General features: G+C 57.9%; 13 protein-coding genes. 7 read left to right on the plus strand and 6 right to left on the minus strand.

The features are described 5' to 3' along the window. Window position 1 precedes the first annotated feature (1 nt). Window positions 2-1,909, minus strand: a complete 1,908-nt coding sequence (locus LGL98_RS16405; protein ID WP_136032070.1) for an ABC transporter ATP-binding protein — start codon at window positions 1,907-1,909, stop codon at window positions 2-4. Window positions 1,910-1,921: 12 nt separating this feature from the next. Further along, on the minus strand, window positions 1,922-4,027 hold the full coding sequence (gene rlmKL, locus LGL98_RS16410; RefSeq protein WP_136032068.1) for a bifunctional 23S rRNA (guanine(2069)-N(7))-methyltransferase RlmK/23S rRNA (guanine(2445)-N(2))-methyltransferase RlmL: 2,106 nt from the start codon (window positions 4,025-4,027) through the stop codon (window positions 1,922-1,924). A 99-nt stretch (window positions 4,028-4,126) separates the two neighbouring features. Between rlmKL and LGL98_RS16415 the strand changes: the two genes are divergently transcribed. Continuing rightward, the gene (locus LGL98_RS16415; protein ID WP_094310266.1) at window positions 4,127-5,236 is read left to right on the plus strand and encodes a YcbX family protein; all 1,110 of its coding nucleotides are present in this window, start codon (window positions 4,127-4,129) and stop codon (window positions 5,234-5,236) included. Here LGL98_RS16415 and zapC read toward each other — a convergent pair. Both zapC and pyrD read right to left on the minus strand, forming a co-directional pair. Beyond that, window positions 5,233-5,775: a cell division protein ZapC gene (gene zapC / locus LGL98_RS16420; protein ID WP_094310265.1), complete on the minus strand. Its 543-nt coding sequence runs from the start codon at window positions 5,773-5,775 to the stop codon at window positions 5,233-5,235. The genes LGL98_RS16415 and zapC overlap by 4 nt on opposite strands. 170 nt (window positions 5,776-5,945) lie before the next feature. Next, window positions 5,946-6,956 (minus strand): quinone-dependent dihydroorotate dehydrogenase, encoded by a 1,011-nt coding sequence (gene pyrD, locus LGL98_RS16425; RefSeq protein ID WP_094310264.1) that lies wholly within the window; start codon window positions 6,954-6,956, stop codon window positions 5,946-5,948. Window positions 6,957-7,204: 248 nt separating this feature from the next. Here pyrD and ssuE point away from each other — a divergent pair, with 248 nt between their 5' ends. Genes ssuE through ssuB form a run of 5 tightly spaced genes read left to right on the plus strand, consistent with a single transcriptional unit; the run spans window position 7,205 to window position 11,449 of the window. Beyond that, window positions 7,205-7,780, plus strand: a complete 576-nt coding sequence (ssuE, locus tag LGL98_RS16430) for an NADPH-dependent FMN reductase (protein ID WP_094310263.1) — start codon at window positions 7,205-7,207, stop codon at window positions 7,778-7,780. Then, the gene (locus LGL98_RS16435) at window positions 7,773-8,735 is read left to right on the plus strand and encodes a sulfonate ABC transporter substrate-binding protein (RefSeq protein WP_094310262.1); all 963 of its coding nucleotides are present in this window, start codon (window positions 7,773-7,775) and stop codon (window positions 8,733-8,735) included. The genes ssuE and LGL98_RS16435 overlap by 8 nt, the downstream gene beginning before the upstream one ends. Further along, window positions 8,732-9,877, plus strand: a complete 1,146-nt coding sequence (gene ssuD, locus LGL98_RS16440) for an FMNH2-dependent alkanesulfonate monooxygenase (protein WP_094310261.1) — start codon at window positions 8,732-8,734, stop codon at window positions 9,875-9,877. The genes LGL98_RS16435 and ssuD overlap by 4 nt, the downstream gene beginning before the upstream one ends. Before the next feature lie 10 nt (window positions 9,878-9,887). Next, a complete protein-coding gene (gene ssuC / locus LGL98_RS16445; protein ID WP_136032067.1) occupies window positions 9,888-10,679 on the plus strand; it encodes an aliphatic sulfonate ABC transporter permease SsuC in 792 nt (263 codons plus the stop codon). After that, complete coding sequence (gene ssuB, locus LGL98_RS16450; RefSeq protein ID WP_136032065.1) at window positions 10,676-11,449, plus strand: aliphatic sulfonates ABC transporter ATP-binding protein; 774 nt, start codon at window positions 10,676-10,678, stop codon at window positions 11,447-11,449. The genes ssuC and ssuB overlap by 4 nt, the downstream gene beginning before the upstream one ends. A gap of 97 nt (window positions 11,450-11,546) precedes the next feature. On the opposite strand, the gene pepN is transcribed toward ssuB, so the two are convergent. Then, window positions 11,547-14,162 carry an aminopeptidase N gene (pepN, locus tag LGL98_RS16455; RefSeq protein ID WP_136032063.1) on the minus strand — a complete coding sequence of 872 codons (2,616 nt, stop codon included), beginning with the start codon at window positions 14,160-14,162 and terminating at the stop codon, window positions 11,547-11,549. A 326-nt stretch (window positions 14,163-14,488) separates the two neighbouring features. Between pepN and pncB the strand changes: the two genes are divergently transcribed. Further along, window positions 14,489-15,691, plus strand: coding sequence for a nicotinate phosphoribosyltransferase (gene pncB, locus LGL98_RS16460; protein WP_136032061.1), 1,203 nt, complete (start codon window positions 14,489-14,491; stop codon window positions 15,689-15,691). Window positions 15,692-15,733: 42 nt separating this feature from the next. Here the strand turns inward: pncB and LGL98_RS16465 are convergent, their stop codons facing one another. Continuing rightward, window positions 15,734-16,900, minus strand: coding sequence for a M20 aminoacylase family protein (locus LGL98_RS16465; RefSeq protein ID WP_004147828.1), 1,167 nt, complete (start codon window positions 16,898-16,900; stop codon window positions 15,734-15,736). Window positions 16,901-16,913: the final 13 nt, after the last annotated feature.

The raw sequence follows: 16,913 nt of genomic DNA on the forward strand, positions 1-16,913 counted from the left end.
CTCAGGCGCCGTTCTTTAATCCTTCGAGATATTCCCAGCGTTCAAAGGCGGCTTCCAGCGCCTGCTCCGCTTCTGCCAGCTGCGCCAGCACCTGCTGCGTGCGATCGTGCGGTTGCCCGAAGAAATCAGGATCGGCAACCTGCTCCTGCAGCGTCTGCAGTTCAGCCTCGAGGGCTTCCAGCTTCTGCGGTAGCTGTTCCAGCTCGCGCTGCAGGTTATAGCTTAGTTTGTTCCCGCCGCGTTTGACAGTTTCTGCTTTTGGCTGAGCGACTTCCGTCGTTTTTTTAACGATCGTCTGCTTTTGCGCCAAAGACTGGGCCTGCTGGCCGCGGGCGTCGTGATAGCCGCCGATATACTGGCCAATACGACCGCCGCCTTCGAAGATCCAGCACTCGGTCACGGTGTTGTCAACGAACTGACGATCGTGGCTCACCAGCATCACGGTCCCCTGATAGCCATCTATCAGCTCTTCCAGCAGCTCCAGCGTTTCAACATCGAGGTCGTTTGTCGGTTCATCGAGGATCAGCAGGTTACTGGGTTTCAGGAACAATCGGGCCAGCAGCAGACGGTTACGTTCCCCACCGGAGAGCGCACGCACCGGGGTCATCGCCCGCTTCGGATGGAACAGGAAATCTTGCAGATAGCCCAGCACATGGCGCGGCTTACCGTTAACCATCACCTCCTGTTTGCCTTCCGCCAGGTTGTCCATCACCGTTTTATCCGGGTCCAGCTCGGCGCGGTGCTGGTCGAAGTAGGCGACTTCCAGCTTGGTGCCAACATGGATCCGCCCGCTGTCGGCCTGCAGCTGGCCAAGCATCAGCTTCAGCAGCGTGGTTTTGCCACAGCCGTTGGGGCCGATCAGGGCTATCTTGTCGCCGCGCTGGATCTGCGCGGAGAAATCGTTGACCAACACTTTGCCGTCAACCTGATAGTTGACGTTCTCCATTTCAAATACGATTTTGCCGGAGCGTGCGGCTTCTTCAACCTGCATCTTCGCGCTGCCCATGACTTCCCGGCGTTCACCGCGCTCGCGGCGCATCGCCTTCAGCGCGCGGACGCGGCCTTCGTTACGGGTCCGGCGCGCTTTGATGCCCTGACGGATCCACACCTCTTCCTGGGCCAGCTTGCGGTCAAATTCCGCATTCTGCAGTTCTTCGACCCGCAGGGCTTCTTCTTTATCGAGGAGATACTGATCGTAATTTCCCGGATAGGTCACCAGCTTGCCACGATCGAGGTCGACAATGCGCGTCGCCATATTGCGGATAAAGGAACGGTCATGCGAAATAAAGATAATGGTGCCTTTAAAGGTTTTCAGGAACCCTTCCAGCCAGTCGATGGTTTCGATATCGAGGTGGTTAGTGGGTTCATCGAGCAGCAGCACGCGCGGCCCGCTGACCAGCGCGCGGCCCAGCGCCGCTTTACGCAGCCAGCCGCCGGACAGGGACGCGAGCTGCGCGTTGGCGTCAAGGCCAAGCTGCTCAATCACTTCGTTAATGCGGCTGTCCAGCTGCCACAGCCCCAGGTTATCCAGCTGTTCCTGCAAGCGCGCCAGTTCATTTAAATTTTTGTCGCTTGGATCGGTCATTACCTGATGCGACACGTCATGGTAGGCCTTCAGGTAGGCCGCCTGCTCGGCGATGCCTTCCGCGACAAAATCGTACACCGTACCAGCAACGTTACGCGGCGGATCCTGTTGCAGGCGCGCCACGATCAGATCTTGTTCATAAATAATGCGTCCGTCATCCAGCCCCTGCTCACGGTTGAGGATCTTCATCAGGGTCGATTTACCGGCGCCGTTACGCCCGACGAGGCAGACGCGTTCGTTATCTTCGATATGCAGTTCGGCATTATCAAGCAGCGGCGCATCGCTAAAGGAAAGCCAGGCGCCGTGCATACTAATCAGTGACATTCTTTATTCCTTTCAGGCTGCGGTAATCAGCCAGCAGTTGTGGATCTGACGATTGCGGGCAAAATCCTGCGACAGCGTTTTTTGCGAAATCTCTTGCGCCTTCAGGCCAAGCGCCGCCAGCCCGTCATGATCCATACGGAAACCGCGTTTGTTATTCGAGAACATAATGGTGCCGCCTTTGCGCAGCAGACGTTTCAGATCGGTCATCAGGCGAATGTGATCGCGCTGGACGTCAAACGCATCTTCCATTCGTTTGGAGTTGGAGAAGGTCGGCGGATCGATAAAGATCAGATCGAACTGCTCGGTGCTTTCTCGCAGCCAGCCCAGGACGTCCGCCTGCATCAGACGATGCGCGCGGCCGGTCAGGCCATTGAGACGCAGGTTGCGTTCCGCCCACTCCAGATAGGTACGCGACATATCCACCGTGGTGGTGGAGCGCGCGCCGCCGAGGCCGGCGTGGACGCTGGCGCTGCCGGTATAGGAGAACAGGTTCAGGAAGTCCTTACCTTTACTCATCTGGCCAAGCATGCGACGGGCGATACGGTGGTCGAGGAACAGACCGGTATCCAGGTAGTCGGTAAGGTTAACCCACAGGCGCGCGTTATACTCCTGTACCTCGATAAAGTCGCCCTTCTCCGCCATCTTCTGATATTGGTTTTTGCCCTTTTGCCGCTCGCGGGTCTTCAGCACCAGCTTATTCGGCGCGATTCCTAACACCGCGATAGTCGCGGCGATAATATCGAAAAGACGCTGGCGCGCCTTATGCGCATCGACGGTTTTCGGCGGGGCATACTCCTGGACCACCACCCAGTCGGCATAGCGGTCAATAGCCACGTTGTATTCCGGCAGGTCAGCATCGTACAGGCGATAGCATTCAATGCCTTCCTGACGGGCCCATTTTTCAAACTTCTTCAGGTTCTTACGCAGACGGTTAGCAAAATCTTCCGCCAGCATCGCCGGCTTGCCGCCTTCGCTCTCCGCCAGGTGATAATTCTTCTGCACGCAGTCCAGCGGGCCGTTCTTGGCTTTGAATTGCTTATCGGCACGCAGCTGCAGGCAGCTCAGCAATTCCGGCGAAGCGCTGAACACCGACAGGTTCCAGCCGCCAAACTGACTTTTCATGATCCGGCCCAGCAGGCTGTGCAGAGCGATCAGCGCCGGCTCGCTTTCCAGACGTTCGCCGTACGGCGGGTTACTGATCACCGTCCCGTACGGGCCTTTCGGCAGCGGGTTGTTCAGTTGGGCGACGTCTTTCACGTCAAAATCGATCAGCTCGCCGATGCCGGCGCGGCGGGCGTTGCGGCGCGCGCGTTCGATTACGCGCGCGTCGACGTCGGAGCCGTAGAAGCGCGATTCATATGCGGCCAGTCCGTGACGCGCGCGCGTTTGTGCCTCGGCTTTCACCTCTTTCCAGATAGCGTCATCGTGCTGCGCCCAGCCGCCAAAGCCCCAGTGGCCGCGGTGCAGACCCGGCGCGCGGTCGGTCGCCAGCATCGCCGCTTCAATCAACAGCGTGCCGGAACCGCACATCGGATCGAGCAGCGGGGTACCCGGTACCCAGCCAGAGCGCATGACGATCGCCGCCGCGAGGTTTTCTTTGATCGGCGCCATTCCGGTACCATCGCGATAGCCGCGCAGGTGTAGACCTTCGCCGCTCAGATCAAGAGAAATATGCGCCGTCTCTTTGTTCAGCCAGACATTGATCCGCAGATCGGGCGATTCACGATCGACGTTCGGGCGCGGCAAATTCTTACGGGTGAAGCTGTCGACAATAGCGTCTTTAACCTTCAGCGCACCGTACTGGCTGTTGCGGATCTCCTCATTAAGGCCGCTAAAATGCACCGCGAAGGTGGCGCCAGGGTTGAACATCTCCGTCCACGGAATGGCCTGTACGCCGAGGTACAGATCCAGATCGCTGTATACGCGACACTCGCCCAGCGGCAGCATGATGCGCGAAGCCAGCCGGCTCCACATCAGGCTTTGATACAGCAGGCGCGTATCCCCCTGAAAATGGACCCCGCCCTGGACTACCTGGCAGCCCGTCGCGCCAAGCCCTTCCAGTTCAGTTTTTAACAGCTCTTCCAGACCACGAGCCGTACTGGCAAACAGAGAATTCATATCGTCACTTTTACTTAAAGAAAATTGGTGCGCATTATAGCCAATATGTGCCCTATGTCATAAAGTTATAGGCTTATTTTTGGAACCCGGAGGCAGCGTATGGTAACGCTATCGCGACTTTTTATTCATCCTGTTAAATCCATGCGCGGCATGGGCCTGACCCACGCCTTTGCTGATATCAGCGGCCTGGCCTTCGATCGCCTGTTTATGGTCACCGAAACCGACGGGACCTTTATTACCGCCCGCCAGTTTCCTCAGATGGTGAAATTTATTCCGGCGCCGCTGCATGATGGCCTTCACCTGACCGCGCCGGACGGCAGCAGCGCCGTGGTACGTTTTAGCGATTTCGCCACGCAGGCCGAGCCGACCGAAGTCTGGGGCAACCATTTCACCGCTCTCATCGCGCCCGCCGCCGTTAACCAGTGGCTCAGTGGCTTTTTCAAGCGCGATGTCCAGCTGCGCTGGCTGGGACCGCAGCTAACCCGCCGGGTAAAGCGCCATGATGCGGTGCCGCTCTCCTTCGCCGACGGCTACCCTTACCTGCTGGCTAACGAAGCTTCCCTACGCGACCTGCAGCAGCGCTGCCCGGCCAGCGTAAGCATAGAACAGTTTCGCCCTAATCTCGTGGTCACCGGCGCGGCGGCGTGGGATGAAGATAGCTGGAAAGTGATCCGCATCGGCGAGGTGGTGTTTGACGTCGCCAAACCTTGCAGCCGCTGCATTTTTACCACCGTCAGCCCGGAGCGTGGACAGAAACACCCCACCGGGGAGCCGCTGGAAACCTTAAAGCGTTTTCGTACCGCCCAGGATAATGGCGATGTCGACTTTGGTCAGAACCTGATTGCCCGCAACAGCGGCGTGATCCGGGTGGGAGATGAAGTGGAAATTCTCGCCCGCGGACCGGCGAAAGCTTACGGCGCCGGCGAGAGCGACGATACCCCGGCTCCCGAGGCGCAGCAGCAGGCCACGGTAACCATTGAATGGCAGGGTCAACCGTTTACCGGCAATAACCAGCAGGTGCTGCTGGAACAACTGGAGCAACAGGGCATTCGCGTACCCTACTCGTGTCGGGCGGGGATCTGCGGCAGCTGCCGCATCCGTCTTGAAGAAGGCGAAGTGAGTCCATTAAAGAAAAATGCGGTCGCCGGAGATGGCACCATTCTCGCCTGCAGCTGCGTGCCGAAAACGGCGCTGCGCCTGGCGCCTTAAACCGCCTGCCCCAGGCTGTAGCTCACCGCGCTTTGCGCCGGCTGCAGCCTGTCGTTCATGATCTTAATGACATCGCCTAACTGCATCACGCGGCCGGCAAGGGTAAGCCCCGGCTGAGCCAGCAGACAAAGCGCAGCGTTATCACCCGGCTCCACCACCAGCAAATTTACCTGCTCCCCGGTATCGCTCAGCCAGACGCAGGCCGCGTCGCCGCCGCTCGGCTGCCACTGGTGGGTATGGGCGATAAAGTGCCAGCTTTTCGGCATCTGCGGTTTGAGAAAACGGATCGCGGTTAACGCATTGAGGACTAATTCTGCCCGCTGCTCTTTTGACAGTTCAAAATCACGGCATTTTTCTTCAAAAGAGAAATAGAGCGCGGCGTCATCGACGCAAAATCCCGATGGGTCAAAAGCGTCCGGGGTCAGCATGCGCCGGGCGAAGCGCGAACGAAATAACATGCCATTGGCCAAATCGAGCATCATGCGGTCGTGCTCTTCATCGTAATACCAACGCCAGTTATCGTCAGGTTTAATTCGCATTTTTCCCCCTGTCCCCTTTCATACGCCTCTGCAAAGTTGTTGCGACTTGCCGCAGAATATTTTTCTAAAATTAAGAAAAGTCTAAAATGTTTAAATAAGCAACAATGAGGGAATATAAAGCAACCAGGGCCGGAAATAAAGCCCTGGGTGGGATTCAAAGGAGGAAAAGATTAGATGTGGGTAACAATTTCTTTAATCAGCGGCGGGCCTTTAAAAATAAATCCGGAATAGATCTGCACCAGCGATGCCCCGGCGGCCATCTTTTCCCGTGCGGCAATCACGGAATCAATACCACCCACGCCGATGATAGGTAATCGACCATTCAGCTCAGCGGAAAGCATACGGATAATTTCGGTGCTCTTTAATTGTAATGGACGACCACTCAGTCCGCCGGTTTCATCGCAATGTTTCATTCCCTGGACCAGAGACCGATCGAGGGTGGTATTGGTGGCAATCACGCCATCAATATTATGGCGCACGAGGCTATCGGCAACCTGGATCAATTCCTCAGGCAAAAGATCCGGCGCGATCTTCACGGCGACCGGAACATATTTTTGATGCTTTTGCTGCAGTTCAAGCTGCTTATTTTTAATACCGGAGAGTAAATCATCGAGCGCTTCGCCGTATTGCAGCGTGCGCAGCCCCGGGGTATTCGGCGAGGAGATATTAATAGCGATATACCCGGCGTACGGATAGACTTTTTCCATACAAATCAGGTAATCATCCTTACCGTGCTCTACCGGCGTATCTTTATTTTTGCCGATATTGATGCCCAGCACGCCGTCAAAATGCGCCTTTTTCACGTTCTCAACCAGGTTATCGACACCATGGTTATTAAAGCCCATGCGGTTGATCAACCCCTCGGCATCTACCAGGCGGAAGATCCTTGGCTTATCGTTGCCCGGCTGCGGACGCGGCGTCACGGTGCCGATCTCAATCGAACCAAAACCCATCGCGCCCAGCGCGTCAATGCATTCCCCATTTTTATCCAGCCCGGCCGCCAGGCCCAGCGGATTTTTAAAGGTCAGCCCCATGCAGGTGACAGGCCTGGCCGGCACCTTCTGGCGAACCAGGCATTCCAGCGGCGTGCCGGTGACACGGCGTAATTGTTGAAAGGTAACTTCATGAGCGCGCTCAGGATCGAGCTGGAAAAGGGCTTTACGAACGAAGGGGTAGTACATGAACTCTCCTGGATTCCCGGTGTGCAAACCGGGGGCGTATTATGTGCGATCTGTTGCGGAAAGGGAATTGACCTGCGACAAAAAATCCCCCATCAGCGCAAACGATTACCTCCCCTCGCGCCGTTATGCGCTTTTCGGCTATCTAACGGCGGATAAATCATTTAGGGAAATAATGGCCCTCTGTCACACTCACTATAAATGTTATCAATTATAGATAAATGCAAACATTTAGTTATAAGGAGAGAGAGATGCGCGTCATTACGCTTGCGGGCAGCCCGCGTTACCCTTCCCGTTCCAGCGCCCTGCTGGAATACGCCAGAGAGACGCTCACCGCCGCCGATATCGAAGTCTGCCACTGGCATTTGCAGAACTTTGCCCCGGAAGACCTCCTGTACGCTCGCTTTGACAACCCGGCGCTGCTAACGCTCAATGAGCAACTGGCCGGGGCCGACGGTCTGATTATCGCCACACCAGTGTATAAAGCGTCATTTTCCGGCGCGCTGAAAACGCTGCTCGACCTGCTGCCTGAGCGCGCGCTGGAGGGCAAGATCGTGCTACCGCTGGCCACCGGCGGCACCATAGCTCACATGCTGGCAGTTGACTACGCCCTCAAGCCGGTACTGAATGCCCTGAAGGCGCAGGAGATCCTCCATGGTGTCTTTGCCGATGACAGCCAGGTAACCGATTACCAGCACAAGCCGCAATTTACCCCAAACCTGCAGCGGCGCCTTGATGACGCCCTGGAGACCTTCTGGCAGGCGCTGCATCGCCCCAGCAGCCGCGCCCCTTCATTAACGACTCTGCGCGGGGTGGAGCATGCTTAATCCTCTCCGTGCCCTGACTCTGGGCGGACTGCTGCTATTCTCCGCGCTGGGCCACACCGCCCCGGCAGCGCCTGACGCTCTGCGCATCGGCTACCAGAAAGGCAGCGTCAGCATGGTGCTAGCGAAAAGCCATCAGCTGCTGGAGCAGCGCTATCCGCAAACCCATATTTCGTGGATTGAATTCCCGGCCGGTCCGCAGATGCTGGAGGCGCTAAACGTCGGCAGCATCGATATCGGCAGTACCGGCGATATTCCGCCTATCTTTGCCCAGGCGGCGGGCGCCGATTTGGTCTATATCGGCGCGGAGCCGCCCAAGCCCAAAGCGGAGGTTATCCTGGTGGCGCAGGGTAGCCCGATTCATAACGTTGCTGAGTTAAAAGGGAAAAAGGTCGCTTTTCAGAAAGGTTCCAGCTCCCACAATCTGCTGCTGCGCGCTCTGCAGCTTGCAGGCCTGAAATTTAGCGATATTCAGCCGGTTTACCTTGCCCCTGCCGATGCGCGCGCCGCCTTCCAGCAGGGCAATGTTGACGCCTGGGCCATTTGGGATCCGTACTACTCCGCCGCGCTGCTGCAGGGCGGCGCCCGGGTGCTCACTGACGGAACCGATCTGAAACAGACGGGATCCTTCTATCTCGCTTCCCGGCCCTACGCTGAACGCAATGGCGCGTTTATTGAGGGCGTACTCGACACCTTTACCCAGGCCGATGCCCTGACCCACAGCCAGCGCGCGCAAAGCATTACGCTGCTGGCGAAAACGATGGGCTTACCGGAGGCGGTGATCGCCAGCTATCTGGACCATCGTCCCCCCACCTCGGTTACCCCGGTGAGCGCCGAAACCGCCGCTCGCCAGCAGCAGACGGCAGACCTGTTCTACGAGAACAAGCTGGTGCCAAAAAAAGTTGATATCCGGGCCCGCATCTGGCAGCCCACCGCCACACAAGGAGCGAAATCATGAGTCTGAATATGTTCTGGTTTTTACCGACCCATGGTGATGGTCGTTATCTGGGTACCGAAGAGGGTGCCCGTCCGGTCGATTACGGCTATCTGCAGCAAATCGCGCAGACAGCGGATCGGCTGGGGTTCACCGGCGTGCTGATCCCGACCGGGCGCTCATGTGAAGATGCCTGGCTGGTTGCGGCCTCAATGATCCCGGTGACGCAGCGGCTGAAATTTCTTGTCGCCCTCAGGCCAAGCGTGGTGTCGCCGACGGTGGCCGCCCGCCAGGCGGCGACCCTGGACCGACTGTCAAACGGCCGGGCGCTGTTCAATCTGGTCACCGGCAGCGATCCCGCCGAGCTGGCTGGCGACGGTGTCTTCCTCGACCACACCGAGCGCTATGAAGCCTCAGCTGAATTTACCCACATCTGGCGCAAGCTGATGGAGGGAGAAACCGTCACCTTTAACGGCAAGCATCAGCGCGTTCGCGACGCAAAGCTACTGTTCCCGCCGCTCCAGCAGCCGCGTCCGCCGCTTTATTTTGGCGGATCGTCTGAGGTGGCACAGGATCTGGCCGCTGAGCAGGTCGATCTCTATCTCACCTGGGGTGAACCGCCTGCCCAGGTAGCAGAGAAGATTGCTCAGGTGCGGGAAAAAGCCGCCCGGCACGGCCGCCAGGTGCGTTTTGGCATCCGTCTGCACGTGATCGTACGGGAAACCAACGAGGAAGCCTGGCAGGCCGCGGACAGCCTTATCTCCCATCTTGACGATGAGACTATCGCCCGCGCCCAGGCGGCCTTCGCCAGAACCGACTCCGTTGGTCAGCAGCGAATGGCGGCCCTGCATAACGGGCGACGCGATAAGCTCGAGATCAGCCCCAACCTGTGGGCCGGCGTCGGTTTAGCGCGCGGCGGCGCCGGTACTGCGCTGGTGGGCGATGCCGCCACCGTTGCCGAACGAATCAATGAATACGCTGCGCTGGGTATTGATAGCTTTATCTTCTCCGGCTATCCGCATCTGGAAGAGGCGTATCGGGTCGGTGAGCTGTTGTTCCCCCTGCTCGACGTCGCGGTGCCAACTATCCCGCAGCCGCAAAACCTGCGCCTGCAGGGGGAAGCGGTCGCCAACGAGTTTATCCCACGTAAAGTGGCGCAAAGCTGAGGAGGCACTGATGGCAAAAGCAACCCATCCCCTGTTGTTACGCCTCGCCCCCTGGCTGCTGCCGGTGGGAACCGTCATTGTCTGGCAGCTGGCCTCATCCGTCGGCTGGCTGTCGACGCGGGTGCTGCCTTCGCCAGAGGGAGTATTGAAAGCGTTCTGGACGCTCTCGGCCAGCGGTGAGCTGTGGCAGCATCTGGCCATCAGTTCGTGGCGAGCGCTGGTCGGCTTCGCCATCGGCGGTTCCATCGGGCTGGTGCTCGGCCTGATCAGCGGCCTGTCACGCTGGGGCGAGCGTCTGCTGGACACGTCGATCCAGATGTTGCGCAATGTGCCGCATCTGGCGCTGATCCCGCTGGTTATTTTGTGGTTCGGCATCGACGAGACCGCCAAGATCTTCCTTGTGTCGCTGGGCACCCTGTTCCCGATCTATATCAACACCTGGCATGGGATCCGCAATATCGACCGTGGGCTGGTGGAGATGGCGCGCAGCTATGGTTTATCCGGCTTCGCCCTGTTCCGTCACGTGATTTTACCCGGCGCCCTGCCCTCGATTATGGTCGGCGTGCGTTTTGCCCTCGGTCTAATGTGGCTGACGCTTATTGTCGCCGAAACCATCTCGGCGAATGCTGGCATCGGTTATCTGGCGATGAACGCGCGTGAATTTCTGCAAACCGACGTGGTGGTGGTCGCCATCATTCTTTACGCCATCCTTGGCAAACTGGCCGACGTCAGCGCCCAGCTGCTGGAGCGCCTCTGGCTGCGCTGGAATCCGGCATATCATCTTCAGGAGGCTAACGCATGAACACTGCCCGTCTCAACCAAGGTATCCCGCTGCTGCTGAACGGGGTGACTAAACGCTATGGCGATAACACCATTCTTAACGAGCTGGATCTGCATATTCCCAGCGGCCAGTTTGTGGCGGTGGTGGGCCGCAGCGGCGGCGGCAAAAGTACCCTGCTGCGCCTGCTGGCGGGACTGGAAAAACCGAACGCCGGCGAACTGCTGGCGGGCGTGACGCCGCTGGCGGCGATCCAGGACGACACCCGGATGATGTTTCAGGATGCGCGCCTGCTGCCATGGAAAACGGTGATTGATAACGTAGGGTTGGGGTTAAAAGGGGCCTGGCGCGACGCCGCCCTGCAGGCACTGGCCAGCGTCGGGCTCGAGAACCGCGCGCAGGAGTGGCCGGCGGCGCTGTCGGGCGGGCAAAAGCAGCGCGTTGCGCTGGCCCGCGCCCTGATCCATCGCCCGCGCCTGCTGCTGCTGGACGAGCCGCTGGGGGCACTGGATGCCCTCACCCGTTTGGAGATGCAGGAGCTGATCGTCTCCCTGTGGCAGGAACATGGCTTTACGGTCCTGCTGGTCACCCACGACGTCAGTGAAGCGGTGGCCATGGCCGACCGGGTGCTGTTAATTGAAGAGAAGAAGATTGGACTCGATTTAAGCGTGGATATCCCACGACCGCGACGCACCGGTTCGGCGAAGCTGGCCGAGCTGGAGGCGGAGGTACTGGATCGGGTGATGAAACGCGGCAAGAGCGAAAGCGCGCCGCGTTTATTTAGTCATGGCTAACTAACGTCCCCGGCCCACGCTTCGCTCGGCCGGGCTACCAAATCGCACAGCGCTGTAGCCCCGGTAAGCGAGAGCGCAACCGGGGATTTTGCGGCCGTTACGCCAGCGCCTTACTGATTTTCTCGAACAGATCGCCGGAGAGATTCTCCAGCCCCTTCAACTGCTCCAGCGCGGCGCGCATCAGCGCCTGCCGCTTCTCATCATAACGTTTCAGACGAATCAACGGCTCAATCAGGCGCGACGCCACCTGCGGGTTGCGCTGGTTCAGCTCAGTCAGCATCTCCACCAGGAACTGGTAACCGCTGCCATCTTCAGCATGGAATGCCGCCGGGTTGCTGCTGGCGAAAGCGCCAATTAACGAGCGCACACGGTTTGGGTTGCTCATGCTGAACGAACGGTGGTTCAGCAAACCACGTACCGTTTCCACTACGTTGGCCGCCGGGCTGGTGGACTGCAGGATAAACCACTTATCCATCACCAGACCGTCCTGATGCCATTTGTCATCGTACTCCTGCATCAGCGCATCGCGGCACGGCAGTTCAGCCGCAACCGCTGCCGACAGTGCAGCCAGCGCGTCGGTCATGTTATCCGCCTGGTGATATTGTGCCGCCACCAGCTTATCGCCCAGCGTCGGCTCCGCAAACGCCAGATAGCGCAGACAGGTATTGCGCAGGGCGCGCTTACCGATATCGGCGTGCTCCACCCGGTAGCTGTCGAGCTTATTGGCGTTATATACCGCGAGGAATTCGTCCGCCAGTTCGTTCGCCAGGGTACGGGTGAGCGCTTCGCGCACGGTGGCGATAGCGATCGGATCGATAATCGCGAACATCTCGGCGATTTCGTTGGCCGACGGCAGGGTTAAGATCTCAGCGGCCAGCGCCGGGTCAATTTTCTCATCCAGCAGGATGGCGCGGAAGGCATCGGCTACGTGCACCGGCAGCGACAGCGGCTGGCCCTGCTGATGGCGGTTGACGTTCAACTTGATGTAGGTCGCTAGCAGGCTCTGCGCCGCATCCCAGCGCGAGAAATCATTCCGCGCGTGACGCATCAGGAAGGTCAGCTGCTGATCGCTCCACTTATATTCCAGTTTGACGGGTGCTGAAAATTCGCACAGCAACGCCGGCACCGGCTGGAAATAGACGTTATCGAAGACGAAAGTCTGCTCGGCCTGGGTCACATTGAGCACAGGGTGTACTGGATGGCCACCCTTCTGCAGGGGGATCACCTTGCCTTCGTTATCGTACAGCTCAATGGCAAACGGAATATGCAGCGGCTGCTTCTCGGCCTGCTCGGCGGTCGGCGGCGTACGCTGGCTGATAGTCAATGTGTACTGCTCGGTTTCCGGGTTGTAGTCATCATGCACGGTAACGATTGGCGTACCGGACTGGCTGTACCAGAGGCGGAAGTGCGACAGATCAACGTTAGAGGCATCTTCCATCGCCTGCACGAAATCGTCGCAGGTGGCGGCGCTGCCGTCATGGCGTTCAAAGTACAGCTGCATCCCTTTCTGGAAGTTTTCTTCACCCAGCAAGGTATGCAGCATGCGGATCACTTCGGCACCCTTTTCATAGACTGTCAGGGTGTAGAAGTTGTTCATCTCGATCACCATATCCGGGCGGATCGGGTGCGCCATCGGGCTGGCGTCTTCGGCAAACTGCAACCCGCGCATGGTGCGCACGTTGTTGATGCGGTTCACCGCACGTGAGCCAAGGTCAGAGCTGAACTCCTGATCGCGGAAGACGGTCAGTCCCTCTTTCAGGCTGAGCTGGAACCAGTCGCGGCAAGTGACGCGGTTGCCGGTCCAGTTATGAAAATATTCATGACCAATCACCCGCTCAATATCGAGGTAGTCTTTATCGGTGGCGGTATCGGTGCGTGCCAGGACATATTTGGAGTTAAAGACGTTCAGCCCTTTATTCTCCATCGCCCCCATATTGAAGAAGTCGACGGCGACAATCATATAGATATCAAGGTCGTACTCGAGGCCAAAGCGCTCCTCATCCCACTTCATAGAGTTTTTCAGCGAGGTCATCGCCCACGGCGCGCGATCGAGGTTGCCGCGATCGACGTACAGCTCCAGCGCCACTTCGCGGCCAGAGCGGGTGCGGAATGAATCGCGCAGGACGTCAAAATCACCGGCCACCAGCGCAAACAGGTAGCACGGCTTCGGGAACGGATCCTGCCACTGTACCCAGTGACGACCGTTCTCCAGCTCTCCTTCCGCCATACGGTTGCCGTTGGAGAGTAAGAACGGGTATTTCGCTTTGTCGGCGATAATTTTGGTAGTAAAGCGCGCCAGCACATCCGGACGATCCAGATACCAGGTAATATGGCGGAAACCTTCCGCTTCGCACTGGGTGCACAACGCTTCGCCTGACTGATACAGGCCTTCCAGCGCGGTGTTCGCTGCCGGGCTGATCTCATTGACGATGGTCAGGGTGAAATGCTCCGGCAGGCCGCCGATCACCAGCTGATTGTTTTCTTCTTTATAGTCACTCCACGGCTGGCCGTTCACCTGCAGAGCGATCAGGGTCAGATCTTCGCCGTCCAGGCGCAATGGCACATCAGACGCAGCCGCGTGGCGGGAGACCTTGCTCTCGGCCGTAACAACGGTTTTTGCGGCATCCAGGTCAAAGGTCAAATCGATATCGCTAATCAGATACTCCGGCGCACGATAGTCGTGGCGGTATTTGGCTTGGGGCTGTTGTGTCATAAAAAACCTTTAGCATCTTCGGTAAAGTGTCGTCCCAGTCTATTCCTGTTGTGTCAAACGCGCTATGCAGAATCTTCATCTTTTCAACGTGAAACACGGAAATCGCTACATTTTGTTAACACTCGCGGCACGAAATGCCCTCGACCCGACGCAAAGCTTGTGGTGTGATCCATGTTCAATATATTAAACTAGGCCTCGCAAATGACCGTCAGCGTCGCCGTCGCTCGCCATCGCGGGACAGAGTCGGGTAATAAAGGTATACTCCGCCTCCTTTTTCCGCGTTGGTTTGGATGGAACGCTCCAGTGAGAGGATGCTACTGCGCACCATGACACAATTCACTTCTCCTGTACTGCACTCGCTGCTTGATACGGATGCCTACAAGCTGCACATGCAGCAGGCTGTCTTCCACCACTACGGTGATGTACATGTGGCGGCGGAGTTTCGCTGCCGTGGAGACGACCTGCTCGGCATCTATGCCGACGCGATCCGCGAGCAGGTGGAGTCCATGCGCGACCTGAGGCTGCGGGATGATGAATATCACTGGCTGTCCACTCTTCCCTTTTTCCGCCAGGATTATCTCGACTGGCTGCGCGATTTTCGCTATGACCCGCGCCAGGTCACGGTCAGCAATGACAATGGCAAGCTGAACATTCGCCTTACCGGCCCGTGGCGGGAAGCTATCATGTGGGAAGTCCCGCTGCTGGCAGTGATAAGCGAGCTGGTCCATCGCTATCGTTCACCGGAGATGGGCATCGATCAGGCGCTAAACACGCTGGAACATAAGCTAGGCGACTTCGCCAGCATGACCGCGGACCTCGACATGAGCGCCTTCCGTCTGATGGACTTCGGCACCCGCCGCCGTTTTTCACGCGAGGTGCAGGAAGGTATTGTGCGGCGTCTACAGCAGGAGCCATGGTTTGTCGGCACCAGTAATTACGATCTGGCGCGCCGTCTGAATTTAACCCCGATGGGCACCCAGGCCCATGAGTGGTTCCAGGCCCACCAGCAGATCAGCCCCAGCCTTGCCAGCAGCCAGCGAGCGGCCCTTGCCGCCTGGCTGGAAGAGTACCCCGACCAGCTGGGCATCGCGCTGACCGACTGCATCACTATGGATGCGTTCCTGCGTGATTTCGGTCCGGAATTCGCCACCCGCTATCAGGGGTTGCGCCACGATTCCGGCGACCCGGTGGAATGGGGAGAAAAAGCTATCGCCCATTATCAGAAGCTCGGTATCGATCCGCTGAGCAAAGTGCTGGTCTTCTCCGATAATCTCGACCTGGCGAAAGCCGTCGATCTGTATCGCCACTTCGCCTCACGGGTGAAGCTCAGCTTTGGTATCGGCACCCGTTTAACCTGCGATCTGCCGCAGGTTAAACCGCTCAATATCGTGATTAAGCTGGTGGAATGTAACGGCAAGCCGGTGGCGAAACTCTCCGACAGCCCGGGGAAAACCATTTGCCACGATAAGGCCTTCGTCCGCGCCCTGCGCGAGGCGTTCGACCTGCCGCCGATTAAAAAGGCAAGCTAAAAAACATGGCCCGACGGCATTCTGCTATCGGGCCAATCAATATCACTCCTGCGGCAGACGGGCTCTGACGACCTCGGCAAAATACTCCGCGCCAGTTAGCAATATCTCATCATTAAAGTCGTAGCAGGCATTATGCAACGGTGTATTGCCCTGAGCATCTGAACTATCGCCGTTGCCTAAAAAGATGAAACAGCCGGGGATTTTTTGCAGAAAAGCGCCAAAATCCTCCGAAATCATCATCTGTGCGACGTTGCCGTCCACCTTCTCAGCCCCTACCACGTTAATCGCAGCGGTGACCGCTACATCAACGCATTGCTGCCAGTTCACCGTTGGCGCAAATTCATGGGTATAGCTGAACTGGCACGTCGCACCGTGCATCGCGCAAATCGCTTCGCTAATGGTACGCATTCGTTCTTCGAGCAGCATCTGCACCTCCGGTGCAAAGCTGCGCGTATCCCCTTTGATTTCGACGTGCGTCGGAATCGCATTGCGGATGCCATCGGTGTGCAGTTCAGTACAGGAAATGACCGCTGGCACGTTCGGATCAACATTTCGCGAAACAATTGTCTGCAAAGCCAGGATGATTTCCGCCGCAATGACCAGCGGATCTTTCGCCATATGAGGCCGCGCCGCATGCGCTCCCTGCCCTTTAATACGAATAATAAAGTTATCTTCACTGGCCATAATGCCACCGACTCGCGTGGCGATAGTCCCGGCTTTCATACCCGGCATATTATGCAGACCGTAGATTTCCTCTATGCCAAAGCGTTCAATAACGCCATCGTCCATCATCGCTCTGGCGCCATAGCCAGGTTCCTCAGCAGGCTGAAAAACAAAGCAGACCGTGCCGTTAAAATTCTGCCGCTGCAATAGCAACTGTGCCGCGCCCAGCGCAATGCAGGTATGACCATCATGTCCGCAGCCGTGCATCCGCTCGGCGGTCATGGAGCGGTAAGACCAGTCTCCCTGTTCGGTCAATTGAATGGCATCGATATCGGCACGAATAGCGATAACGCCCTTCCCGTCGCCGCATTTCAATCTCCCCACCACCCCGGTTTTGCCAATATCGCGGTGCACCTCAATGCCCATAGCTTCGAGCTTTTCGGCAATAAACCGTGAAGTATTCTGCTCCTCGAAGGCGCTTTCCGGATGGGCATGCAAATAGTGACGCCAGGCGATAAGCTGCTGCTTTAGCTGTTGCTGATTCATTCTCTGCTCCTGT

The organism is Klebsiella africana, from assembly GCF_020526085.1.
Lineage (GTDB): Bacteria > Pseudomonadota > Gammaproteobacteria > Enterobacterales > Enterobacteriaceae > Klebsiella > Klebsiella africana.